Source organism: Silvimonas soli (assembly GCF_030035605.1).
In the GTDB taxonomy this organism is placed as follows: domain Bacteria; phylum Pseudomonadota; class Gammaproteobacteria; order Burkholderiales; family Chitinibacteraceae; genus Silvimonas; species Silvimonas soli.
Genome location: NZ_CP106736.1, coordinates 2484705 through 2509084 on the forward strand (window position 1 = coordinate 2484705; position 24380 = coordinate 2509084).

Sequence of the window (24380 nt, forward strand, 5' to 3'; positions counted from 1 at the left end):
AACTCCCTTGTCTGTACGTGCAGACGAACCTGAGGAAAAGCTAATGGGCGACTACTGCCCCTGACGCGAACACGATAAGTGGCCCCATCAGTGGCAACAGTGCGTTTGAAATTGCATAGGTGATGGTGTAGCCCAGCAGCGGCGTGGTATTGCCAGCCACGTTAACCACCGCGCTCAACGCCGGTGTGCTGCATTGCTGGCCAGCAATGGCACCCAGCAATACCGGGGCTTCCAGCTTGAGCACGTAGCGCCCGACCAGCAAAGAGACTAGCGCGGGGACCAAGGCAATCAGGACGCCGGTGAAAGGCAGCGCGAAACCGTATTTGTGAATCAGCGTTAATGCCTGCGGGCCAGAAGAAAGCCCGACGCAGGCAATGAATACCGCCAACCCCAGATCTTTGAGCAGCGCAATGGCCGAGGCGGGGATATGGCCCAGTTGCGGCTTGCGTGCCTGATACCAGCCAAACACGAGGCCAGTCAGCAGCGCGCCACCGCCCGTACCCAGCGAAAACGCCACACCGGAAATCCGGACACTGAGCATGCCAATCAAAATACCCAGCACAATGCCAATACTGGCAAAGGTGAAATCAGTGCGGTCGGATTGGTCCACCAGCGCGCCCACATGCGGCGCCAGGCGGTGCACATTTTCGCGTGAGCCATATAGTCGCAAGATATCGCCGTACTGAAGCGGGACATCAAACAGCGGCGGTATGGGCTGACCGCCACGCGTAATCCCCATGACGTGCACACCTTCGCCCAGACCTGTGCTGCGTGCCTTGGCGGTTAATTCGGCCAGCGTGCGCCCGCTCAGGTCACGCCGGTTGAAAATGACTTCCACGGTTTCAACCGCAAAATTGAGTTGTTCGGTTTCGGCTTGCTCGGGGCCGATTTCTGCAGCAGCCAATACGGCGGAGCGACGGCCAGTGATCAACACATGGTCATCATTGTTGAGCACCAGCTCTTGGGATATCTCCATGCTTTGGCCATCGCGCAGCACACGCTCAACCTCTATGCCTGGGTAACGCGCCTCGATGTCATCAATGGTGGCGCCACCTGTCGTGGTCACGCGAAACACGCGCCCGACTATCTCTGGCGCGGCCTGGCGCCCTTGGGCGTCTTCCACGGAACCACCCATGCTTTCCCACAAACGTTGCGCCTCGGCCTGAACGTTTACGCGGAGCAACAGCGGGAATAGCTGGCTAGTCATCACCACAATCGTGATCAAGCCAAAGACGTAGGTAATGGAGTACGCCGTCACCACATTAGCCTGCAACCGTGTAATTTCTGCCGCCGGTAGCGCCAGCTTGCCCACCGCATCCGATGCCGTACCCACCACGGCAGATTCCGTGGCAGACCCCGCCATCAGGCCCGCCGCCGTACCCTGATCCAGCCCCAGCACCCGGGTGGCCGTTAACACCAGCGCCAGCACCACCACGATCTCAATGGCGCAGAACAGACCCAACCGCAGCCCTTTGGCGTTGAGATTGGCAAAAAACTGCGGGCCGCCGGCAAAACCCAAGGCAAAGATGAACAGGGAGAAAAACAGGTTTTTGATGCCAGCATCGGGCACCACCCCAATCTGGCCGATCACCAAAGCGGCAAGCAACGTCCCGCATACCCCACCCAACTGGATGGACATGACCCGGATCGCACCCACTGCATGACCGATTGCCAGTGCAAGAAACAGTGCTATTGAAGGATTTTCTTGAATGACTTTGACGCACGCTTCAAGCATGGAAGTTGGTAGCCGTAAGACAATCTTGTGATCAAGCTAGACCATAAATACGGTTTATGCCGACGGAATCTTCTGGCACGTCAGGCCCCTCTCGCCTGGATACCCACGACCATATCGAGGTGCTTCACAACCAGACCCGCCGTCACGACTATCCAGGTGGTATCGGTTCCGAGGCCTTTGAGCAGGCCGCGGCTTGAGCTTGATGTTTGTCTATTGAAACGGGGCGTACACGGATGATCTATCCCGGCTTTATTGGCTAATGCTCTTGACCGGGTGTCGACCACGGCAGGGGCAGACCATGGAGCCGGGTTCGACCCGTAGCTCTGCTGGGCGCATCTGATTTGCCTGCAATTTTCGTATTTGGCCCAAGGCGGACTTGGGCTAAATATGCGGGGACCGGCTATTCTTTACCAGGTTCGGGGCTCGGATGATTGATGTCGTTGTCGTCATTGCGGACCGAATCCATTGCGGCGCCGTGAATTGCGCTACTGCGTTGCAGTTTCCCGTTGTATGGAATGCCAAGACATTCTGGGCCGAGGAATACGAAATGACTGACGAGCAACTGATCCGGCATTTGTATGACCGTTTTAACCATCGTGATATCGACGCGGTGCTGTCTTCGCTGGCCGAGGATGTCATCTGGGCCAACGGGATGGAAGGCACTTATCTCCATGGCAGACAGGCCGTCAGGGAATACTGGACTTATCAGTGGTCGGTGATTGATCCATCCGTCTCGCCGATGAAGATATCTGCCACCGAGGACGGTGCGCTGGAAGTCGAAGTCCACCAGACGGTGCGGGATCTGCAGGGAGTAACGCTTCTAGATGAATTCATACGGCACGTTTTTCGGGTCGAAAACGAACGCGTCACGCGCTTTGATATCAAGGGCTCATCGCACCTGGCTGACATTGCGCCCGGCTGAAGTCCCGCCTGCTTTATCCAGTCCGCCCTTCGTAATGTCGTGCTTGATCAATTCACCCACGCACTTCAGGAGTACTCATGTTTGATCACGTGGTATTTGGTGTCAGTGACTACGCAGCCAGCAAAGCATTCTTCCTGCAGTCGCTTGCGCCGCTCGGCATAGTTATTGTCCAGGAAGGGCCGCACGGTATCGAGCTTAGCTCGGACGACAAGACTTCGTTGTGCCTGTTCCAGACCCAAGAGAAACCAGCGCATCTACACCTGGCGTTCGTGGCTGAAAATCGCCAGCAAGTCGATGCTTTCCATAGCGCTGCGCTGGAAGCAGGCGGCAAAGACAATGGCGCGCCAGGGCTGCGCCCGCGCTACCACGCGAACTACTATGCAGCCTTCGTCATCGGCCCGGACGGACACAATGTTGAAGTGGTTTGCCATCAGCCTGCGGCGTGACCTATTCCCCAAATGACGATCTGGTAGATATTCCGCTAACTGAATTGCGGCGTTATAAGGCGCTCGATTGCCTGTTGAAAACAACCGCACCGGTCCAGAATCTGCGCACTCTTGAGCATTCCGGCAACGGCTCGTGATCGGTCCGCTTGTCATGCGCGCCGTTCTCGGTGGTGGCAATCAGCGGCATACTGATGACCACTAGCAAGGACGATTTCCCCTCTCTCAATTCAGGAGAACCAGGATGGTCAGCAAGAATACGATTTGTCTTTGGTACAACGGAACGGCGCTGGAAGCCGCCGAGTTTTACGCCCGCACCTTTCCGGATAGCGCGGTTGGCGCGGTCCATCGGGCGCCGGGTGATTATCCCTCTGGCAAGGAGGGTGACGTCTTGACGGTGGAATTCACCGTGGCGGGTATTCCGTGTCTGGGCCTGAATGGCGGCGCGACGTTCAAGCACTGTGAGGCGTTCTCGTTCCAGATTGCCACCGATGATCAGGCTGAAACGGATCGCTTGTGGGACGCGATTATCGGCAATGGCGGTCAGCAAAGCGCATGTGGCTGGTGCAAGGACAAATGGGGTCTGTCGTGGCAGATTACGCCACGAGCTTTGATCGCGGCGGTGACCGATTCTGATCCAGCCGCAGCCAAACGCGCTTTCGAAGCCATGATGACGATGGGCAAGATCGACATCGCGGCAATCGAAGCGGCCCGGCGCGGCTGAAACGCACGGCGCGCCTTATTTGCAATTCTCGATCGCCACGTCCGCGACATCGCTATAGCGGCCATTGCTGGTTCTGATTTGCGCGCACTGGCCGGTCGACTGGTTGTACCAGTAATTGGTCAGCCCGGACGAGCGCGAGAGGGCGAAGCCGTTATTGGTGAGAAACTGTTCTCCGCCAGAGGCCCGTGAACCGGTCAGGGTGCTCAATTGAACCCGGCTGCCCGAGGTATCGCTTGTCTGGTCGCTGAGCTGATCTTTTTTGTGCTGATTCAGCGCATACAAGCCAACGCCCAATGCCGCAGCCAGGGCCACACCCATGGCGACATTCTTGTTGCGCTCCGCTACCCGATGTTGTGAGCCATTGTCGTGATGGTCATCGTTCTTGTGAGTCACGTGATGTGAGTCCAGACGACCATTGCGAAAATCCATGGCCACTTCTTCTTTGGCATCGTCGTTATAAAAGACTTCATGGAAAGTGTTGCCGGAATTGTATTCGCTGGTTTGATGGAAACCGTTGTTAAACATGGTGCGTTCAACGCGGCTCAGGTGTTGACCATCCAGATTGTCATAGTCAACCACATCCGCAATGGATTGCGATGCAATGAGGCATAAACCGGTAAAAAGCACGACATGGCGCATCATTTCTCATTTCCTGAGGTGCCGTAATTTAAAGTTACGGATTAATATTTGTCGAATATAAATGCGAGGTTTATTTATTTGAAACTGGCGCAAGTAATTGGTAGATTTGTTATTGGTTGGGCGCTATCAAATCCACTGCAGATATGTTTATTCGTTACCGGCAACTGTTCTGTGGAACCAACTCAACATCGGCATAGCGCCCGTTATTTGTTTTTACCTTTGCGCACTGGTGCGTTGCATTGTTGCGCCAGTAAGTAACCAGGCCAGATTGCCGTGCCAATACAAAACCATTATTGGTGAGATATTGTTCGCCACCTGCCGCGCGGGCACCGGTCAACGTTGAAATGTCAACCGCACGCGACATATCCGCAGTAACCGGCTGATCTCCATCGCTTTGACTCCAGTCGCTAATGTGATGATGCTTGCTCTGTTTGGGCAGCGCCGGTGTTATGTCATGCGAGCGCAGCACGCCATCATGGAAATTCATTGTTACTTCTTCAGCGAATTGATCGTTCAGAAACGATTCGTAATAGTCCACCCCGGAACGATATTCCCGGTTCTGATGAAAGCCATTTGAGAACATCACCCTTTCAACATAGCGGACGTGCTCGCCATTTAATGCATCGTAATTCATCAATTCGGCGCTGGCCTGAGTTGCTGTCAATCCCACTGCCAGGGTGGCCAAAGCAAATCTCATCATTCTCTTTTCTCATATTCTCGTAATTTTGAATGCTGATTATGAGGCCATTGCCGAAGTCAAATAAGTTCCTTATTTCACACGGTTCCCGTAATCATTTACGTCATTTATTTGATATAAAACAAAATTGCCCCAAATTGCCTAATGCTTGCCGATACAAGAAATTGCCGCGTAAATGGCCATGATCTGAGCGGGGATTGGCTTTGATGGATTAATTGCTGATACAAGCAATGATGTTTTGGAGAAATAAGCGTTAACAAATAATTAATTTCTAATGTGGTGAGCAAATAAAGAAATTTTGCCCGCATTATTTGTACGAGCACCGCCTTGGCATCGCAGCGGACAAGAGCAAGTCGCTTTGGCCCGGATGAGCGAGCGGTAAAATCGTTTGTTGATGGCGAGTTGCTGGCCTTTGCGCTAAGTTGCTTATGCCAATTGATACAAACAAGGCATCTCCGAACGCTCGAAGATGGCCAATTATCCTTGGGAACAGGTGTTTGCAGATGCGGCGGTAGCAAATGCCGTTCGCCCCATTGTCGAGCCGGCCAACGAGCAAAACCTGGATCGGCTGAACGTTGAAATCGGTCAGAAGTGATCGCCGTGTATCACCAGGGCGGCATTGATCTAGAACTACCAGGATGAACAGATGAGTAAAACCGATAGCGGTAACGGCCAGCCAGCCTCCGAACTTATCTCGCAGCGCATTGCGGACCTTGGCGACTGGCGGGGGGAAACCCTCAGCAAAATGCGCAAATTGATCCACCAGGCCGTGCCGGATGTGCTGGAAGAATGGAAGTGGATGGGCACGCCGGTGTGGTCGCACAACGGCATTATCTGCACCGGCGAATCGTACAAAGACAAGGTGAAGCTCACCTTTGCCAAAGGTGCTTCTTTGCCTGATCCGCACAAGCTCTTCAATTCGAGCCTGGACGGCAACACCCGCCGCGCGATTGATATCTTTGAGGGTAAGCCAGTCGACGAATCTGCCTTCAAGACACTGGTTCAAGAGGCGATTACGCTCAATGCGGCCAGCAAATCGAAATCCGCGAAGAAAGCCAAAGCCTGAGATGGCGCTTTCGGGCCTGGCCGCTGCAACGGCCTGGGCTCGACTCGGTAGCAGTTTCGACTAAACCGGGAAATGCCAGGAGTATCCTGCAGCCGCATCCCCTGCCATCAAATGGCGGGGAACGCGGCTATCTATCAGACAAGTCCAGTCACTTGCACTCGCTCTGCATGCGCCAGTCTCGCGCCAGGGTGCGCACTGCGCCCGCCACGGTGACCACACCCCGCAACTGGATGTCGGCACTCGATGCGCCGATGCGGATATCGAAATCGCCGGGCTCGACAATGCGCGCGCCTGCGCTGCCGGTGAAATTGAGCATATCAACCGGAATACGCACAGATACCTGGCGGCGCTCGCCGGGCGCTAACGTAAAGCGGCCAAAGGCTTTCAGCTCTTGCACCGGGCGGACCAGGCTGGCTAATTGGTCACGGATATACACTTGCGGCACCGCCACGCCTGGCCGGGTGCCGGTGTTGGTGATGCTGAACGTGCAGGCCACATCACCGGTCTGGATATCCACGCTGCCCGGCGCGATGACCAGATCAGCGTATTCAAACGTGGTGTAGCTCTGGCCATAGCCAAACGGGTAAGCGCTGCCGAAGTGAAAGGCAATAGGCGTACCGGCGCTTTTGAGTTTGTGGTTGTAATAATACGGGACTGCACCCGCGCTCTTGGGAATAGACACGGTCATGCGGCCCGATGGTTCAACCAGCCCGGCCAGCACTTCGGCCAGCGCTACGCCGCCCTGTTCCCCACCGGTAAACGCCATCACATACGCCGCCACGTGTGATTCCAGCCCCTGCAGACTGTAGGGACGACCCCCCATCACGACGACAATCACCGGTTTGCCGGTATCAACCACTGCTTGCAGCAATTGCTGCTGCACGCCCGGCAGATTGAGCGAGTCCGTATCCGAGCCTTCGCCCACTGTGCCGGTCTGGAACAGGCCAGCCAGATCACCCACGCAGACGATGGCGATATCTGCCTCTTTTGCGGCAGTCACGGCGTCGGCAATCAAGTCCGTCTTGGTGGATACCGGTGATTGCCGTTGCAGATCGGTACTGCTTTCCACATCTCCCGGGAATACCGGGCTGCCGTATTCGCGCTGTTCCAGAATCTTGCAGCCAGGCGCGTAGCTGATGCGCGACTCACCAAATACCGTGCGCAACCCGGCCAGCGGGGTGATCACATGCTCGGCACCGCTACTGCTTTCGCTCAGAATCAAATGTACCGGAAAGCTGTAACCGCCCAGCAAAGCCAGCGGGTCATCTGCGGTGGGGCCGATGACGGCGATGTTTTGGGTACCATTCGCCGCCAGCGGCAGGATGCCATTGTTCTCCAGAATGACCACAGATTGCTGCGCCACGCTGCGCGCCAGTGCGAGCGCCTTGGGGCTGCGCAGATTGATGCCGCTTTCATCCACGTAGGGGCGTTCAAACAGACCCAGGCGGAATTTTTCGGTCAGTACGCGCCGCACGATTTCATCAATCTTGCCCTGGGAGATCAAGCCGCGTTCCAGGGCCTCTTGCAGATGCGTGGCGCAATCGTCGCCGGGTAGTTCGACATCCAGCCCGGCGTTAAACGATTGCGCGGCGGCTTCGGCCCGGTCTTGCGCGACACCGTGATGCTGGTACAACAGGCTGATACCGACATAATCCGCCACCACCAGGCCATCAAAACCCCATTGCTCGCGCAGCACTTCAGTCAGCAGATGGTGTGAGGCGTGCAGTGGTTCGTTATCAATATCGTGATACGCCGGCATCACCGAGCCCGCGTTGGCCTGTTTAACGGCCATTTCAAACGGCAGCATGAAAATGTCGTTCAGTTCTTTCCAGCCCAGATGCACCGGCGCATGGTTGCGTGCGCCTTCGCTGAACGAGTGCCCGACATAATGTTTGAGTGTGGCTAGCAGATCACGCTTGGGCCCTTGCAAGCCTTGCACGTAACGGGTTGCCAGCACGCCGATCAGGTACGGATCTTCGCCAAAGGTTTCTTCGGTACGCCCCCAACGTACGTCGCGGGAAACATCCAGTACTGGTGCCAGCCCCTGGTGGCAGCCGACGCTGCGCGCTTCTTCACCGATGGCTTGCGCGGTTTGTTCGATCAGATCCGGATTCCAGGTGGCGCTCATGGCCAGTGCTGATGGGTAAAGCGTGGCGCCCACAGCCATCAGCCCCAACAAACATTCTTCATGCGAAAGCGCAGGGACGCCCAGTCGCGTGGATTCCACCAGATGCCGTTGCAGGGCGTTCAGTGCCCGGACGCCCTCAAGCGCATCAACCGGATGCGTGCCCAGCGGGCGGGTGATTTGCCCGAGGCCATGCTGCAGCTGACGTTGCAAGGTTTCAGCGTCGCTGGCTCCGGTGAAGGCATCGTTGCGTGGCCGGTGGTTGCCAGCGGCGTCCAGTACCAGCCAGAAAGCATGCATCTGGGCGATTTTTTCGGCGAGGGTCATTTGCGCCAGCAGGTCTTCAACCCGCGCGGTAACAGGTTGGGATGGGTCTTTGTACAGAGTAGTCATTATTTTTATCCTGGAAAATCCTGGAAGCGCTCTGGCATAGGAGGAGTTTGACAGCGGTATGGCGAACAGTGGAACCCGGCGGTCATCATACCTTCAGCGATTTTTTGGCTAAAGGGATAGACCCCAACCAGCTTTATTGGATGCAGTCAGCCCACGCGGGAGATGGGGGCCGCGAGGGTGACTGGTTCCTCAATAATCACCCGCATCCGCGGGCGTAGGTCCCGGTACCAAGGTTGTGGCCCCGGTTTCCAGGTTGCCTTGCAGCGTTGTGGTTTCATCTTTCAGCAACACGCCAGATAACTGCCGGGCTTGGGCCTCGCGCAGCAAATAGCACAAACGCCGTGCGGCTTCGTCGTAGCTCAGCCCTGCGAGCCGCACGTTGGAAATACAGTTGCGCGCGGCGTCGGTCAGTCCCCGTCGGGGAGCCCAGGTCAGATATAAACCCATGCTGTCGGGCGAACTCAGGCCGGGCCGCTCGCCGATCATGACCACCACAATGCGCGCGCCCAGCGCCTCGCCGATCTCGTCACCGATGGCAACGCGGCCTTGTTCGACTACGCAAACCGGCGCAATGCGGGATGACGCGGGCAGGGCCTGCCGCATCTTGTCCAGCAGCGGTGCCGCATGGCGCTCAATCGCCAATGACGAAAGACCATCTGCCACCACAAACGCGATGTCATAGCGGGCGGGATCAGGTGCGCTGTAGTTGGTGGCCAGCAAAGCGGCTGAAGCATCGTCCAGACGTCGCCCCAGATCAGGTCGTTGCAGGTAGACGTGCCGGTCGGCGGCGGCACTGTGCAAGGCCAGCGTGTCAAAACCGAGCGCGGCGATGGCGGCGCGGACAGCTTCAACCGGTAACGGCGCATGCACCGCATCGCGGGCGCGGGCGTGGTCTAACTGAAACGCCAACTGCACGGCGGTGGGTTGGCTGATCCCCGCGCGGCCCAAGGCGATGCGAGCGGGCGTTAGCTGGCGTAGCGCTTGCCAAGGGTTGAGCGTCACCGCTTCTTCGGTGTCGGTGGCGAGTGGGTCTTTGGCCGTCATCGGGAATCGCCCGCCAAGGCCTGGGCAAATATCGGCGGGGTGGTGTTGGTCAGCAAAGCCGGTCCGCCCGGAGCAAAAATCTGCATGCGTTCCAGCCACGCTTCAAACTCCGGCGCGGGGCGCAGGCCCAATACCCGGCGCACGTAGAGGGCATCGTGGAACGACGTGCTCTGATAATTGAGCATTACATCATCGGCACCGGGAACCCCCATGATGAAATTGCAACCGGCCACACCCAACAGCGTTAACAGGGTATCCATATCGTCCTGATCGGCCTCGGCATGGTTGGTGTAACAGACGTCGCAGCCCATCGGCACGCCCAGCAACTTGCCGCAAAAGTGGTCTTCCAGCCCGGCGCGGATAATCTGTTTGCCGTTGTAGAGGTATTCCGGGCCGATAAAGCCGACCACGGTATTGACCAGAAACGGCTTGAACTCACGCGCCAAGGCATAAGCGCGAGCTTCGATGGTTTGCTGGTCACAGCCATGATGTGCGTTGGCCGAGAGCGCGCTGCCCTGGCCAGTTTCGAAATACATGACGTTGTCGCCGCGTACACCGTCAAAATCGGTTCCCCGGCGTAACGACAGCGCGGCATCGCGGGCTTCGGCTAACAGAGCAAAGTCCACGCCAAAGCTGCGATTGGTGGCTTCAGTCCCTCCAATGGACTGGAACACCAGGTCCACCGGTGCGCCGCGGTCCATGGCGTGCAGCGTATTGGTCACATGGGTGAGCACACACGACTGCGTGGGAATCTCGTAGCGGGTGATCACGGCATCGAGCATTTCGAGCAAATGCGCGACTTGCGCCACGTTGTCGGTCGCCGGGTTGATACCGATCATGGCATCGCCGTTGCCATAGAGCAGGCCATCCAGAATGCTGGCGGCGATACCGCCCGCATCATCGGTCGGGTGATTGGGTTGCAGCCGCGTCGACATACGCCCGGCCAGGCCCAACGTGCCACGCATGCGCGTTACTACACGGCATTTGCGCGCCACCAGAATCAAGTCCTGATTGCGCATGATTTTGCAGACCGCTGCCACCATCTCTGGCGTCAAACCTGGCGCAATTGCGGCCAGGGTGGATTCGGTTGCCAGATCAGACAATAGCCAATCGCGCAATCCTCCGACCGTGAGATGGCTGACCGGCGCGAAGGCTTGGGCGTTGTGGTGGTCTAAGATCAGCCGGGTGATGTCGTCGTCTTCATACGGAACCAGCGCCTCGTTCAGGAATACCTGCAAGGGCAAGTCAGCCAGGCACATTTGCGCGGCTACGCGTTCCTCCTCACTGCGCGCCGCTACCCCTGCCAACTCATCGCCCGAACGTTGCGGCGTAGCGCGGGCCATCAATGCGCGCAGGTCGTCGAAGGTGTAGGTATGCAGACCGAGAGTGATCGTGTAACGCGCCATGCCGTGGGCTTCTCCGTTTGAGCGCGTTATCAAAACGTGCGTGAACCCACTTTATGCGTTTGCCATGAAAATCGCCAATTGTGGCAAGCACTCCGCCGACTGGCGAATCAGCCCCGCTATCAAGTTTGCTGGACGGCCAAGGTGGGTATCACCGGCTTTTCAAAATTGCCTGGCAAGTGCCGGTCACGCCAGCGCATTGCGGGTTGCTCAATCCAGTGATGAAGCAGCCATGTCGCCAGCAAACACGCCAGCGTCACCACAACCAGCAAGAGCGAGCCGGGCACTCCCATTGGTTTAAGCAGTTGCTGCACGATATGCGCCACGGGTTTGTGGATCAAATAGAACGAGTACGACCAGATGGCCAAGGTATACGCACCCGGAATACGCACGCGGGCAAGCCAGCTAGACGGGCTCAGCGCCGCTATAACCAGCAAGCCAAAGGCCATTGCACCCAGCGAATAGCCAAAAGTGGTCATCCAGAAGCCGTAGCCATGATTCGCCACGTAGTACGACTGGTGCATGCCCCACATGACCAGGGTGATTGCGACTACGCCGGCAAACAAGTTGCGCTGGCCACGCTGGATCAGCTTTTGCCAGAACGCGGGACGCAGATGTTTGATCAGCGCGATTGCCACGCCGGGCAGGAATTCATCGGCGCGGCATAAGGTGGTGTAATAGATATTGGCGTAATAGAAATAGTCCGTGTGGTTCGCGCTACCTTGGCTATACGCCTGCCAGAGCAGAGTTCGGCTAACGATGCCGGTGATGATTAATCCCGCCAATACCAGCCACGCCTGGGTGCGGCTTGTGCCAAACCTGGCTCCCGCCAGCAAAATCAGCGGCAACACCAGATAAAACTGTTCTTCAATACACAAAGACCAGGCATGCGAAAACGCCGTGCCTGGTTGCAATTGCCAATTCTGGGTAAAGCTGACAAAGCGCCAGAGTGCGGGCGGCGTATTGCCACCCATGATTGACGGAAAGGCAAAGTACAGCGCCAATACCACCCAGAAGACCGGGAGCGTGCGCAGAGCACGGCGCACATAAAATGCTTTAAGTGATAATTTGCGCCGAGCGACCAAACCAGCCAATAGCTGATTGGCAATCAGATAACCGCTGAGCACAAAGAATAAATCCACCCCCATCCAGCCCAATTCGCTGCCCAGACCAAAGGTGTATTCACCACTCACGAACGCGGCGTAGTGATACATAAACACCAGCGTAATGGCCAAGGCACGTAACGTATCCAGGCCGTTATGGCGCCCGGGCTGGATTGAAGGATTGGCAGTCATGCAAAATTCCGGGCGCGGGGTGGGCGTCTTCAGTTTTTGTGTTCTTGATTCTCGCCTGGCTTTAACCGGGCTACGGTTTGAGCTATTAATCCCGCAACCAATCCCGCAAATGCGATTGCACCAGCGTTAACGCATGCCCGGCGACGATTTCGATATCCTGCGCCATTGCCCGGTTGGCTTCGCGCAGCGTGGGCAGAGACAAGCTGGCGATCATGGCGTCGGCGTGCAAGCCGCCGAGGGTGGATACGCTATCGAGCTTGAACAACGTTGGCAGGCCGATGCCTTTGTCGGTCATACCGGCGTTGATGGTTTTGGCTTCGATCAGATACAGATGGTTATTGCTGAGGATCGCCACATCAAACTCGTTGGAAACATCATTAGGCAAACGCACCCGTACGCTGGCTGCGGCGTCCTGGATCGGCATGCCCGGGGTGAGGCTTTCTACCTGGTGCAGCAACCACCATTCAAACCAGCCGCCGCCCAGAAACTGGCGCGAATCAAACTGGGCCAGATTGAGTCGTAAATCCGGCAGGATGCGGCACAGGCCAGTGGCGCGCAGGGCCGACAACAACGCCGGATGGTTGGGGATGGGGTTGCGTGTTTCATGTTCGGCGGTCAGCAACGAGCACACGCCGTTGAGCTTGTTGATCAGTTCCGGGTGCTGCACGGCCAGGTGGGCGAGCACGTCAGCGGCGGCATCCATTTGCGGTTTGGGCCGATGCAAACGGCGGCTGCACGAGACAATCTCGATACCATATACCGCAAAGAAACTTTCCAGCGTCAGCCGGTCTTGCACGTTGCCATCATCGCTGGGCAAATCACCCGGCGCGTGGGCCAGCCAGTGGATCTGGTCGCTGGATGGGTTCACCACAAACGCCGGTACTTGATGGCCCAGTGCAACCTCGTGGGCAATGGCGCTGTGAATCGGGTTCGCGCCAGACAGATTGAACAAATACGGTAACTCGCCGCGCGCGATGATCTCTTTCAGGCGCACGCGGATGGGTTCCGGGTGCCAGCCATGCGGGATGGGCATCACCGAGGTATTGAGATTGGCATCGCGGCACACGCTGGCAATGTAGTTGGCGCGGCTGACATTGCCCGCATCGGCCAATAGCGTGACATTGCGCACCTTGAAGCGGGCATCCAGCGCGGGGGTGATCAAATCCGGCTCGGAGGCGTCGGCAAAGGCAATCAGGTGGCGATCCATCAGGTGTGTGTCCGTATAGCGTAAGAGGCGAGGGCAGGGCGTAGCATATATCGCAAATATCGCGCTTGTCCTGCCAGGCTTGCGCGTGTCGCCAAACGCTGCCAGAATCCGCCCCGTTGTCATTGGGGAGTAGCTATCTTCCGCGCGATTCGCGTTGAGAAGAGGTCACGTCAACAAACTTGAAGCGCACTGCTTCATGGCGTGATCAGCATCCGGTTCTGTACCGGACGCCCGGCGAGACCTTTGGCCACGATGTGCTTACCCGCGCCGGGCAAGCCGCATCGTTGCGCCATTGGTTATCTCTAGCTTGCCCGGCCTTGCGTGCTCCCATGATCCTGACGATCTTCCTGTTTTTTATTTCTGCGCTGGCCATTTACCTGGCCTGTGAATACTTCGTGAACGGCATCGAGTGGTGTGGTCGCCATATGAAGCTGGGCGCCACTGCCGTCGGCACTGTGCTGGCGGCGTTTGGCACCGCCTTGCCCGAAAGCGCCGTAACGTTCACCGCCGTGGTTTTCGGCAAAACCGATCAGGCGCGGGATATTGGCGTGGGCGCGGCCATGGGTGGCCCGCTGGTGCTGGCGACGGTGGCTTATGCCGTGGTCGGTGGCGCGCTGTGGCTCAATCGTCGCCGTCTGCAACGGGCGGATCGGCTGGTGCAAGTCGATCACAAACGGCTGGCGCACGACCAACTGGCGTTTCTCTCCATCTTTGTATTCAAGGTGGCGTTGGGGCTGGTGGCGTTTACCATCAAACCGTGGCTGGGGGTGTTGTTCCTGGCGGCCTACGCGATCTACGTCTGGCGTGAAATTACCTCGGCGGAAACTGCGCCAGAAGAGGAAGAACTCGAACCACTAAAGTTGCGGCCCCAAAACGCCTCGATGGGCTGGGCAGCGTTGCAGTCGTTGCTGGCGCTGGGCGTGATCGCCGTGGCCTCGCATACCTTTGTCGCGCAGCTGGAAAGCATCGGTGCCGCGCTGGGGATCGCCCCGCATATCGTCGCGTTGCTGCTGAGCCCGGTCGCCACTGAGTTGCCGGAAATCATGAACACGCTGATCTGGGTGCGCCAGGGCAAAGAGCGGCTGGCGCTGGCCAATATCTCTGGCGCCATGATGATTCAGGCCACCATCCCGAGCGCACTTGGCTTGTTCTTCACGCCGTGGCGCTTTGATGGCCCGTTGCTGGTATCGGGCATCATCACCGCCTGTGCCATCGTGGTGCTATGGAATCTGTTCCGCCGTGGCCAGGTAGACAGTCGCAAGCTAGTGGCGGTTGGTCTGTTGTATGCGGTGTTCGCGGTTTACGTGGGCGTGCATTTTTACGGGTAATTAGCCAGGACACACAGGGTGGATTTTCAGTCAGGCAATCCACCCTGCGCCGTAGTGCTATTTACGGTGCGACTTCCACCCAGCGCCCGTCGGCGGCGTGGCTTTTCAGCACGGCGTCAATGAACTGCATGCCAGCCACGCCGTCATCCACCGTCGTCAATAAACGGCTGGCGGGCGGGATAGCCAGGCCTTCATCCAGCGCCAGAATCTGCAAGGCGGCATCCCGATATAGCTGGGCGAACGCTTCCAGATAACCTTCCGGATGCCCTGGTGGTACGCGGGTCGCGTGAATGGCCTCTGCGCTTTGCACGCGGCCTCGGGTGAGCCGCTGGGTTTCGCCGCCCAAAGGCGTAAACAGCAATTCGTTAGGATTTTGCTGGTCGAAGGCGATCCCGGCTTTGGTGCCGTAGATGCGCAAATACAGCGCGTTTTCTTCGCCTGCGGCAACCTGGCTAGCCCACAACATGCCGCGCGCGCCATTGGCATAGCGCAACATGGCTTGCACGTGATCATCCAGCTGGCGACCTGGCACAAAGGTATGCAACTCGGCGGCAATGGAGCGCGGGTATTGCCCGCTGACATATCCGGCCAGGTGATACGCGTGGGTGCCGATATCGCCCAGGCATCCGGCGGGTCCGGCGCGCTTGGGGTCGGCTCGCCAACCGGCCTGTTTGTTGTCGGTCAGTTCCAGTGGCTCGGACAGCCAGTCTTGCGCGTATTCCACTTGCACCACGCGGATGTCACCCAGCGCGCCGTCAGCGATCAATTGTTTGGCGTGGCGTACCAGCGGGTAACCGGAATAGGTGTGAGTCAGCGCAAACAGCTTGTTCTTGCTGCGCGCCAGTTGTTGTAACGCGAGGCCTTCCGCCAGCGAAATCGCCAACGGTTTATCGCAGATCACGTGGATGCCTGCTTCCAGAAAAGCCGTCGCGACCGGAGCATGCAAGTGGTTGGGTGTGACAATCGCGACCACATCAATGCCATCTTCGCGCGCGGCTTCGGCGCGAGCCATTTCGCGGTAATCGGTGTAACTGCGGGCGGGGTCGATACGAGTGTCTGCTGCGCTGGCAGCGGCACGTTGCGGGTCCGACGACAAGGCTCCCGCGACCAGTTCGTAACAGTCGTCAACCCGCGCAGCCAGCCGATGCACCGCGCCAATAAACGCGCCTTGCCCGCCGCCGACCATACCAAGACGTAAACGTCGATTCATTGTGTGTCCTCGTTGCGTTACCAGGATGGCATTGCCCATCCAGCCTGCGATCACAAGCCCATCAACTGCTTTAACTGCGCGTGATCCACGCCGCTACCGGCAAAGTCATCAAACGCCCGCTCGGCCACGCGAATAATGTGTTCACGAATAAACGCAGCGCCTTCGCGTGCGCCGTCTTCCGGATGCTTGAGCGCGCATTCCCACTCCAGCACGGCCCAGCCGGGAAAGTCGTATTGCGCCATTTTCGAGAAGATGGCCTTGAAGTCGATCTGACCATCGCCCAGTGATCTGAACCGCCCGGCACGGTTCACCCAGCCGTTGTAACCGCCATAAACACCTTGGCGGCCATCGGGGCGGAACTCGGCGTCTTTCACGTGAAACGCCTTGATGCGGGCGTGATAGATGTCGATAAACGCCAGGTAATCCATTTGTTGCACCACCATGTGACTGGGGTCGAACAGGATATTGGCGCGCGGATGTTGGCCGACCTCATCCAGAAAGCGCTCGAAAGTCACGCCATCGTGCAGGTCTTCGCCGGGATGCAGCTCGTAGCAGACGTCCACACCCGCCTCGTCAAACACCTGCAAAATGGGCAGCCAGCGTTTACCCAACTCGGCAAATGCCGCTTCCACCAGCCCAGCCGGGCGTTGTGGCCACGGGTAAAAATAAGGCCATGCCAGTGCGCCGCTGAATGTGACATGCGCGCTTAAACCCAGGCGTTGCGATGCTTGCGCAGCGAGCTTGAGTTGCTCAATCGCCCACGCGGTCCGCGCCGGTGGATTGCCACGCACGGCTGGCGCAGCAAAGCCATCAAACAGGCTGTCATAAGCCGGATGCACCGCCACCAGCTGTCCTTGCAGATGCGTAGATAACTCGGATATCTGAATGCCATATCCGGCCAGCATGCCGTGCAGATCATCGCAATAAGTCTGGCTGGTCGCCGCCAGTTGCAAATCAAGCAAACGCGGATCAGCCGGAATCTGGACCGCCTCATAACCCAGCCCAGCCGCCCATTGCGCCAGTCGCGGTAGCGTATCAAACGGCGCTGCGTCGCCCATGAACTGGGCAAGGAAAATAGCCGGGCCTTTGATGGTTTTCATGATGAAAATCCTCTTTCCGCTGTTCAAAGCACGTAGCCCGGATCAATTGCGGCGCAATCCGGGCTACGCTTCTTCACGCCTCAGAACGGCGAATCCGGGAAGTAAAATTCCTTGGCGTTGTCCTTGGTGATCAGTACCGATGGAATGATGGTGGTAGCTGGCAGTTTGTCGCCTTTCAGCCGGGCTTCGGCGGTAAGTTTGACCGCGTCGTAGATAAACTTGGGCGAGTACGAGACGTCGGCCTTGATCAGTTTGTTGCTGCCATCAAGAATGGTTTTCACCATACCTTTGGAGCCTGCGCCGCCAAACACGATCTTGATATCGGTGCGTTTGGCCTGGTCGATGGCTTTGAGCACGCCCACGGCCATGTCGTCATCCGCCGCCCAGACCGCGTCGATACTCTTGAAGCGGGTCAGGAAATCCTGGGTGACTTTGAAGGCGTCGTCGCGATTCCAGTTGGCATATTTGGCATCCAGAATCTTCATGTCTGGCGAGTTTTTGATGACGCCAGAAAACGCGTCATAACGCTCGTTATCCAGTGTGGTCGGAATGCCGCGCAGTGCCACGATGTTGCCTTTGCCGCCCAACTGTTTGACCAGATACTCCGCTGGCAATTTGCCGAAAGCGGTGTTGTCACCGGCCACATAGGCATCTTGTGCGCTGGTATCCGTCAGGCCGCGATCCACCACGGTTACATACACGCCCTTTTTCTTCACCTGCCCCACCGGTTGCGTGAGCGAGGCGGATTCATACGGGAAGATCACCAGCGCGTTGATCTTGTTGACCGTCACCAGATCCTGCAACTGGTTGGCTTGTTCCGGCGCGTTGGCGGCGGTTTTGACGATGACTTTCAGATCGGGATATTTCTTCTCCAGATCTTTTTTTGCCTCGTTCGCCCACCACACAATCCCGCCCGTAAAGCCGTGGTCAGCGGTGGGAATCGACACGCCCAACGTGACTTTTTCTGCTGCAAAAGCCGGGCTGATTGCCGTGGCTGCCAGCGCCAATACACCGGCGCTCAATACTTGAGTAAAGCCTTTCATGGTGTTCTCTCTCCTGTTTTCCCGGCTCGCCGCATAGGCAAAAACCGGATTGGGCTGGCGCGGTTGGCGCCCGGGTACTGCACAGAGTCGTTGTTATTGCGTATTACCCATCTACTGCCACTTCATTGCTCCTTAAACGGAGTCCTTCAGAAAACTGTTTCGATACGGCCTGGGCGGATAACACAGCCAGGGCAGTTTTCTGGAGGACCCCAGACTAGCGGCGCCCGCGCTGCAAAAACGCCACCACAATAATCACCGCGCCCTGAACGGCTGCGTTCAGGTACACGCTGATAATGCTGGTGAGATTAAGAATATTGCTGATCACCGATAGCAGAATCGCGCCGATTACCGTGCCCAGCATCCGGCCTTCGCCACCTTTAAGTGCAGTGCCGCCAACCACGACCGAAGCAATGGCTTCCAGCTCCCACAACAAGCCGGTAGTGGGCGTGGCCGAACCCAGCCGCGGCACGTACAGCACGGTGGCGACACCCACGCACAAACCGAGAAGTGCGTAGGTAATGATCTTGACCCGATCAACGCGGATGGCCGCGTAGCGCGCCACTTGTTCGTTGGAGCCAATGGCCTGTACGTGCCGCCCGAATGCCGTGCGGTTCAGGATGATCACGCCGCCTGCCGCCATCAGCAAAAACACCCAGATGGGCACCGGTACGCCCAGAAAACTGGCGTAATACACCGGGCCATACAGATCATTGAGCGTGTTATCCAGCGTCAGCGCGCCGCCGTCGGCCAGCCAGGTCAGCACGGCGCGAAAGATGCCCAGCGTACCCAGCGTGACAATGAACGGCTCGATCCGCCCCTTGGTAATCAGCAGCCCGTGCATCACGCCAAATAGCGCACCCAAGATCAGCGCCAGGGCAATGCCCAGCAACACAATGGTGATGCCCGCCAGCCCGCTGCTGGCCAGCTTGTTCATCAGCACAATCATGCTGCCGGCGATCAGCGCCGCCATCGAGCCGACGGACAAATCGATGCCGCCAGAAATGATCACAAAGGTCATGCCCACGGCGATGATGCCGATGAAAGCCGTGCGCGTGAGCACGTTCATCAGGTTATCCAGTGTGGCGAAATCGCGATTCAGCAAGGTGCCGCCAATGCACAAGACGATGAGCCCCAGCAGTGGGCCAACCGCATGCAGTTTTGACAGCCAGTGCGTAGAAGGACGCGCGGTTTCAGTGGGTGCCGGTTGCATGTGCGATCAAGGCCTCTTCGGTCAGTTGCTCGATGCCGAGCGTGGCTTGCAGGCGGCCCGCGCGCATCACGGCAACGCGATGACACAGGCCAATCAATTCAATCAACTCGCTGGAAATCACAATCACCGCGCGGCCACTGGCAGCCAGTGCGTGAATCTGAAAGTAAATATCGCGCTTGGCACCCACGTCTACGCCGCGCGTGGGTTCATCCAGTACGATCACATTCGGGTCGGGATGCAGAAACTTGGCCAGCGCCAGCTTTTGCTGGTTGCCCCCCGAGAGCATGCGGGCCTTGCTATCCAGATCGCCGGTGCGGATGCCGAACTCGCGCACGGCTCCGGCCAGCGCGGCAGTTTCCGCACCGACATTCAGGAAGGGCGCGGCATAACGCTCCAGCGTCATCAGCGTCAGGTTCTCGCGCAGGCCCATGTTCACGTGCAGGCCTTTGCCTTTGCGGTCTTCACTCAGATAGGTGAGCCCTTGCTGCATGGCCTGACGCGGGTTGTGCATCGCCACCGCGCGACCACCCAATTCAATCTGCCCCGCCGTGCGTTTGCGCAGCCCGACGATGGCCTCGAATGATTCCGTCCGGCCCGCGCCAACCAGCCCGGCGAATCCCAGAATCTCCCCGGCGCGCACTTCAAAGCTCAGGTCTTGCGCCCAACCGGGCACGCACAGATCAGTCACCCGCAACGCACGTGGCGCGTCGGCAGCGGGCGGGGTTTTGGTGGGGAACATATCTGACAACTCGCGCCCGACCATCAAATTGGCCATTTGCTGGCGGCTGACGTTGGCAGTGTGTTCGCGCGCCACAAAGCGGCCATCGCGCATGACGATGATCTCGTCGGTAATGCGTTCAACTTCATCCAGCTTGTGCGAGATATACAAAATGGTGACGCCATCGGCCTTGAGCTTGTTGATCAGTCCGAACAAGCGCTCCGTCTCACTCGGGGTGAGCGTGGCGGTGGGTTCATCCATGATCAGCAAACGGGCGTGGCGCGAGAGCGCTTTGGCAATCTCCACCATCTGTTTCTCGGCCACGATCAGATTGCGCAGTGGCGTATCCGGCGCGGCATCCAGCCCGACTTGCTGCAGATGCTGGCGAGTGATGCTGGCCATGCTGGTTTCATCCAGCAACCAGCCGCGTTTAAGCTCGTGTCCGAGGAAAATATTCTGCGCAATTGTCAGGTGCTCGGCCAGATTCAGTTCCTGGTGGATCAGCACAATGCCGCTGGCTTCAGCCTGACGAGAGCTGCCAAAACTGTGCTGTTCGCCATTGATGAAGATCTCGCCGCTGCTGGCTGTCTCATAGCCCGCGAGGATTTTCATCAGCGTGGATTTGCCTGCGCCGTTTTCCCCCAACAAGCCGTACACCTTGCCCGGTGCAATTTCAAAGCTCACTTCATGCAGCACTTCGACCGGGCCGAAGCGTTTGCTGATGGCATCAAATCGCACCGAGAGGCTCATATCAGCTACTCGCTCTCACGATCAGTTGGTGGTTTAACAGCACGCCGGGCAATTGCGCTGTCGGGTTTGCCAGCCGTTCCAGCAACAAACGCGCGGCGGTTTCGCCCAGTTCACGCATGGGCTGGGCGATGGTGGTGAGTGGCGGGTCGCTTTGCGTGGCCAGGGCAATATCGTCAAACCCCACCACGGCCACGTCTTCCGGCACCCGTTTTCCTATGCTGCGCAAACCGGCCAGCACGCCAATCGCCAAGGTATCCGACACCGCAAACACGGCGGTCGGCGGCTTTGCTTGCGCCATAAGCTCACGAATGGCCGCGTTACCCGCCGCGTAATCCAGGCTTTGCACGTTCACGCTCAGGGCCGGATCAGCGGTGATTCCGGCTGCACTCAGCGCATCCAGCCAGCCTTGTTTGCGCTGCCGGGCATAGAGATATGTTTCATCCGAGTTGATCAGCGCAATGCGCCGGTGCCCGCGTGCCAGCAAATGTTGCACGGCCTCGAACGCGGCGGCGCGGTTATCAATGCCGACATAGGGCACGGCCATATCCGGATCAAACTCGCAGCACGCTACCCACGGCAGCGTGGCCGCTTCTTGCGCCAGCGCGTGCTGCACGGTGTCCGGGTCAAGGCAGATGGCTCCGTCGGCGCGGCGGCGGCGGAGCAGATCAAAATAACTGCGTTCGCGCCCGACATCCGCGCCGGTATCGCACAGCAAAACAAAGTAACCCTGCTGCCGCGCCACGCTATCAATGCCGCGCACGATCTCGGCGTAAAACGGATTGCCGACATCCGGCACCATGGTCAGCAACAAGCGGCTTTCGGCGGTGCGCAGATTGCGCGCCAGTTCGTTGATGCGATAGCCCAGGGTTTCCACCGACGCCATCACCTTGTCGCGGGTATCGGCTTTGACCACTTCTTGCCCGTTCAGCACGCGCGACACCGTCGCCACCGAAACCCCGGCGTGACGGGCGACAGCGGCAATGGATACTGGACTGGCAGAGGTGGCTTGGCTGATTCGCGGCATCAAAATGTAGTCTAATGTAATCGATTACATTTTTAGGAGCATTCATTGCCAAGTGCAATAAATTTCGATGGTGCGGCGCGGGGTAAGGGAGGGTAGAAAGAGGCGAGAAGCCGCAGGGTGGATTGGCTGCGCCGAATCCACCCTATACGTGATTTTACTTTGGCGTCGCCACAGCCAGCGGTGCCTCTGCTGATTTGGCCATTTTTCGCTGGGCGTATTTTTGCGCCAGTACCGCGCAGGTCATCAACTGAATCTGGTGGAACAACATTAGCGGCAACACGATGGCACCTACCGCGTGACCAGCAAACAAGACATTGGCAATTGGCACGCCACTGGCCAGGCTCTTTTTGGAGCCGCAGAACACAATGGTGATCTCGTCTTCTTTGTTAAAGCCCAGCGCCCGGCTGCCATAAGTGGTTAGCGTCAGCACCAGGGCCAGCAGCGCGATATTGACCACCACAATGGCGCACAGTGCACTTACCGGTGTGTTGTGCCACAAACCTTGCACCACGGCCTCGCTGAAAGCGGCGTATACCACCAGCAAAATCGAGCCCTGATCCACATATTTGAGCACGCCCTTGTTGCGATCAACCCAGCCTCCTATCCATTTGCGGGCGATCTGGCCGGCAATGAACGGCAGTAGCAGTTGCTCGACAATGCTCAGGATCGAATCAAACGAGAATCCGCCTTTACCAGTGCCGCTGATCATCAGGCCGACAATCACCGGCGTCAGAAAAATGCCAAACAAATTGGATGCCGACGCGCTGCAAATGGCCGCAGGCACATTGCCACGCGCCATTGAGGTAAACGCAATCGACGATTGCACGGTGGAGGGCAGCGCACACAGAAATAGCACGCCCATGTACAGATCGGGCGTGACCAGCGGCGACAACAGTGGTTTGAGCATTACCCCGATCAACGGGAACATCACAAAGGTGGAAAGCATAACCACCGCGTGCAGCCGCCAGTGCGTGGCGCCCGCAATCACCGCCTCGCGTGACAACTTGGCGCCATGCAAAAAGAACAGCAGCCCGATCGCAAAGTTGGTTACCCAGCCGAAGGCCACGGCAGTGTGCCCTTGCACCGGCAAGAAGCTGGCGGTGATCACGGTGGCGATCAGCGCCAGGGTGAAGTTATCAGGCAGAAAGCGCGGGCGTTTCATGGTGAATCCAGTTCGGTGGCCGGGAGGTTATGCAATTTGCAACTCATTGAATCAAAACGAGGTATAAAATACAAATTCATTTATCTGATCTATTCATGATTTAAACGTATGAATGTCTCCCTGCGGCAATTGCGCGTTTTTCTGGCGGTGGCCGAACACCGCAGCTTTAGCCGGGCGGGCGATGTCATCGGCCTGACCCAACCGGCGGTGAGCCGTTGCATTCGTGAGCTGGAAAACGAAATCGGCATCAAGTTGCTGGATCGCACCACGCGTGAAGTGTTGCTCACTGCCGAAGGAACCGGGTTGGTGGGCGAAGTAGGGCGCTTGCTCGATGAGCTGGAAACCACATTGCAAGCCGCGCGCAATGTGGGCGAGCAACGCCGGGGCCGAGTGCGCGTGGCCAGCAGCCCGACTATTTCGGCCAATCTGATGCCCGCTTGTGTGGCGCGCTCGCTCAAGCACTATCCACAAATTTCGCTGGTGTTGCATGACCAGGTGCAGCGGCTGACCATCCAGAGCGTGCTGACCGGCGAGGTGGATTTTGGGGTAATTGTTGACCCGCAATCGGCCGATGAACTACACACCGAAACCATCATGGAAGACCCGTTCTGCCTGATCCTGCCGCAGACTCACCCGCTGGCGCGCAAAGCGAGCGTGCATTGGGCAGAACTGGATCGGCAAAAGCTGGTGCTGCTGGATTACGCCTCCGGCAGTCGCCCGCTCATTGACCAGGAACTGGCGCGCCATGGCGTGAGTTATACCGTGGTGCAGGAACTGGGGCACCCGACCACCGTGTTTCGCATGCTGCAAACGGGCATCGGCATTTCGGTGATGCCGAGACTGGCGCTGCCGTTGCCAGAGTCTTCAGGGTTGACCATGCGGCCACTGGCGCCAGAGGTGAACCGGCAGATCATGCTGGCGCGTCGGCGCAACCGTTCGCTCTCGCCAGCGGCCGAGGTGGTGTGGGCGCTGGTGCGGCAAATGGCCAAAGAACTGTATCCCGGATAGCGCGGCGCAACGCAGCGGGATTGCTCGCCAAGTGGCGCTGCCGCTATACTCGTTTGACTTTGGGAGATGGCATGCCTCCCTGAACCGCCCGGCACTTCTTGCAGGGCTGATGATGCCTACGGTTTCCCGGACGG

Annotated in this window: 23 protein-coding genes and 2 riboswitches; of the genes, 8 read left to right on the plus strand and 15 right to left on the minus strand. The window is 58.1% G+C overall.

The window, feature by feature from the left end; all coding sequences use genetic code 11:
• Positions 1-40: 40 nt before the first annotated feature.
• Entirely contained in the window at positions 41-1735 is a 1695-nt protein-coding gene (gene aspT / locus N7220_RS11440; RefSeq protein WP_283147653.1) for an aspartate-alanine antiporter, read from the minus strand.
• A gap of 547 nt (positions 1736-2282) precedes the next feature.
• Here aspT and N7220_RS11445 point away from each other — a divergent pair.
• From N7220_RS11445 to N7220_RS11460, 4 genes are all read left to right on the plus strand, one after another.
• Entirely contained in the window at positions 2283-2657 is a 375-nt protein-coding gene (locus N7220_RS11445; RefSeq protein ID WP_283147654.1) for a nuclear transport factor 2 family protein, read from the plus strand.
• A gap of 77 nt (positions 2658-2734) precedes the next feature.
• Positions 2735-3103, plus strand: coding sequence for a VOC family protein (locus N7220_RS11450; RefSeq protein ID WP_283147655.1), 369 nt, complete (start codon positions 2735-2737; stop codon positions 3101-3103).
• Positions 3100-3240 carry a hypothetical protein gene (locus N7220_RS11455; protein ID WP_283147656.1) on the plus strand — a complete coding sequence of 47 codons (141 nt, stop codon included), beginning with the start codon at positions 3100-3102 and terminating at the stop codon, positions 3238-3240. Before N7220_RS11450 ends, N7220_RS11455 begins: the two co-directional genes overlap by 4 nt.
• Before the next feature lie 104 nt (positions 3241-3344).
• Positions 3345-3824 (plus strand): VOC family protein, encoded by a 480-nt coding sequence (locus tag N7220_RS11460; protein WP_283147657.1) that lies wholly within the window; start codon positions 3345-3347, stop codon positions 3822-3824.
• Between the two features lie 15 nt (positions 3825-3839).
• Here the strand turns inward: N7220_RS11460 and N7220_RS11465 are convergent, their stop codons facing one another.
• Positions 3840-4466 carry a hypothetical protein gene (locus tag N7220_RS11465; RefSeq protein WP_283147658.1) on the minus strand — a complete coding sequence of 209 codons (627 nt, stop codon included), beginning with the start codon at positions 4464-4466 and terminating at the stop codon, positions 3840-3842.
• A gap of 151 nt (positions 4467-4617) precedes the next feature.
• On the minus strand, positions 4618-5163 hold the full coding sequence (locus N7220_RS11470) for a hypothetical protein (protein ID WP_283147659.1): 546 nt from the start codon (positions 5161-5163) through the stop codon (positions 4618-4620).
• 466 nt (positions 5164-5629) lie between these two features.
• Here N7220_RS11470 and N7220_RS11475 point away from each other — a divergent pair, with 466 nt between their 5' ends.
• Positions 5630-5755 carry an SRPBCC family protein gene (locus tag N7220_RS11475; protein WP_283147660.1) on the plus strand — a complete coding sequence of 42 codons (126 nt, stop codon included), beginning with the start codon at positions 5630-5632 and terminating at the stop codon, positions 5753-5755.
• A gap of 51 nt (positions 5756-5806) precedes the next feature.
• Positions 5807-6226, plus strand: coding sequence for a DUF1801 domain-containing protein (locus tag N7220_RS11480; protein WP_283147661.1), 420 nt, complete (start codon positions 5807-5809; stop codon positions 6224-6226).
• 148 nt (positions 6227-6374) lie between these two features.
• Here N7220_RS11480 and N7220_RS11485 read toward each other — a convergent pair whose 3' ends face one another.
• From N7220_RS11485 to N7220_RS11505, 5 genes are all read right to left on the minus strand, one after another.
• Positions 6375-8744 carry a glycoside hydrolase family 3 N-terminal domain-containing protein gene (locus N7220_RS11485; protein ID WP_283147662.1) on the minus strand — a complete coding sequence of 790 codons (2370 nt, stop codon included), beginning with the start codon at positions 8742-8744 and terminating at the stop codon, positions 6375-6377.
• Between the two features lie 189 nt (positions 8745-8933).
• On the minus strand, positions 8934-9788 hold the full coding sequence (eutC, locus tag N7220_RS11490; RefSeq protein ID WP_283147663.1) for an ethanolamine ammonia-lyase subunit EutC: 855 nt from the start codon (positions 9786-9788) through the stop codon (positions 8934-8936).
• Positions 9785-11194: an ethanolamine ammonia-lyase subunit EutB gene (locus tag N7220_RS11495; RefSeq protein ID WP_283147664.1), complete on the minus strand. Its 1410-nt coding sequence runs from the start codon at positions 11192-11194 to the stop codon at positions 9785-9787. Before N7220_RS11495 ends, eutC begins: the two co-directional genes overlap by 4 nt.
• Before the next feature lie 119 nt (positions 11195-11313).
• On the minus strand, positions 11314-12486 hold the full coding sequence (locus N7220_RS11500; RefSeq protein ID WP_283147665.1) for an acyltransferase family protein: 1173 nt from the start codon (positions 12484-12486) through the stop codon (positions 11314-11316).
• 85 nt (positions 12487-12571) lie between these two features.
• Positions 12572-13693: a Card1-like endonuclease domain-containing protein gene (locus N7220_RS11505; RefSeq protein ID WP_283147666.1), complete on the minus strand. Its 1122-nt coding sequence runs from the start codon at positions 13691-13693 to the stop codon at positions 12572-12574.
• Positions 13694-13805: 112 nt separating this feature from the next.
• A riboswitch (yybP-ykoY riboswitch) is annotated at positions 13806-14020 on the plus strand.
• A gap of 2 nt (positions 14021-14022) precedes the next feature.
• Here N7220_RS11505 and N7220_RS11510 point away from each other — a divergent pair.
• A complete protein-coding gene (locus N7220_RS11510) occupies positions 14023-15021 on the plus strand; it encodes a sodium:calcium antiporter (RefSeq protein WP_283147667.1) in 999 nt (332 codons plus the stop codon).
• A 61-nt stretch (positions 15022-15082) separates the two neighbouring features.
• On the opposite strand, the gene N7220_RS11515 is transcribed toward N7220_RS11510, so the two are convergent.
• The 7 genes from N7220_RS11515 to N7220_RS11545 form a co-directional block, all read right to left on the minus strand.
• A complete protein-coding gene (locus tag N7220_RS11515; protein ID WP_283147668.1) occupies positions 15083-16231 on the minus strand; it encodes a Gfo/Idh/MocA family protein in 1149 nt (382 codons plus the stop codon).
• A 50-nt stretch (positions 16232-16281) separates the two neighbouring features.
• A complete protein-coding gene (locus tag N7220_RS11520) occupies positions 16282-17331 on the minus strand; it encodes a sugar phosphate isomerase/epimerase family protein (protein ID WP_283147669.1) in 1050 nt (349 codons plus the stop codon).
• A gap of 80 nt (positions 17332-17411) precedes the next feature.
• Positions 17412-18374, minus strand: coding sequence for a substrate-binding domain-containing protein (locus N7220_RS11525; protein ID WP_283147670.1), 963 nt, complete (start codon positions 18372-18374; stop codon positions 17412-17414).
• Between the two features lie 214 nt (positions 18375-18588).
• Positions 18589-19584, minus strand: coding sequence for an ABC transporter permease (locus N7220_RS11530; protein WP_283147671.1), 996 nt, complete (start codon positions 19582-19584; stop codon positions 18589-18591).
• Complete coding sequence (locus N7220_RS11535; RefSeq protein WP_283147672.1) at positions 19565-21052, minus strand: sugar ABC transporter ATP-binding protein; 1488 nt, start codon at positions 21050-21052, stop codon at positions 19565-19567. Before N7220_RS11535 ends, N7220_RS11530 begins: the two co-directional genes overlap by 20 nt.
• Position 21053: 1 nt before the next feature.
• Positions 21054-22076 (minus strand): LacI family DNA-binding transcriptional regulator, encoded by a 1023-nt coding sequence (locus N7220_RS11540; RefSeq protein ID WP_283147673.1) that lies wholly within the window; start codon positions 22074-22076, stop codon positions 21054-21056.
• Positions 22077-22230: 154 nt separating this feature from the next.
• Complete coding sequence (locus N7220_RS11545; RefSeq protein ID WP_283147674.1) at positions 22231-23238, minus strand: bile acid:sodium symporter family protein; 1008 nt, start codon at positions 23236-23238, stop codon at positions 22231-22233.
• A 108-nt stretch (positions 23239-23346) separates the two neighbouring features.
• On the opposite strand from N7220_RS11545, the gene N7220_RS11550 reads away from it, so the two are divergent.
• On the plus strand, positions 23347-24246 hold the full coding sequence (locus tag N7220_RS11550) for a LysR family transcriptional regulator (RefSeq protein WP_283147675.1): 900 nt from the start codon (positions 23347-23349) through the stop codon (positions 24244-24246).
• 53 nt (positions 24247-24299) lie between these two features.
• Positions 24300-24372: riboswitch (Fluoride riboswitch) on the plus strand.
• The last annotated feature ends 8 nt before the right edge of the window (positions 24373-24380 follow it).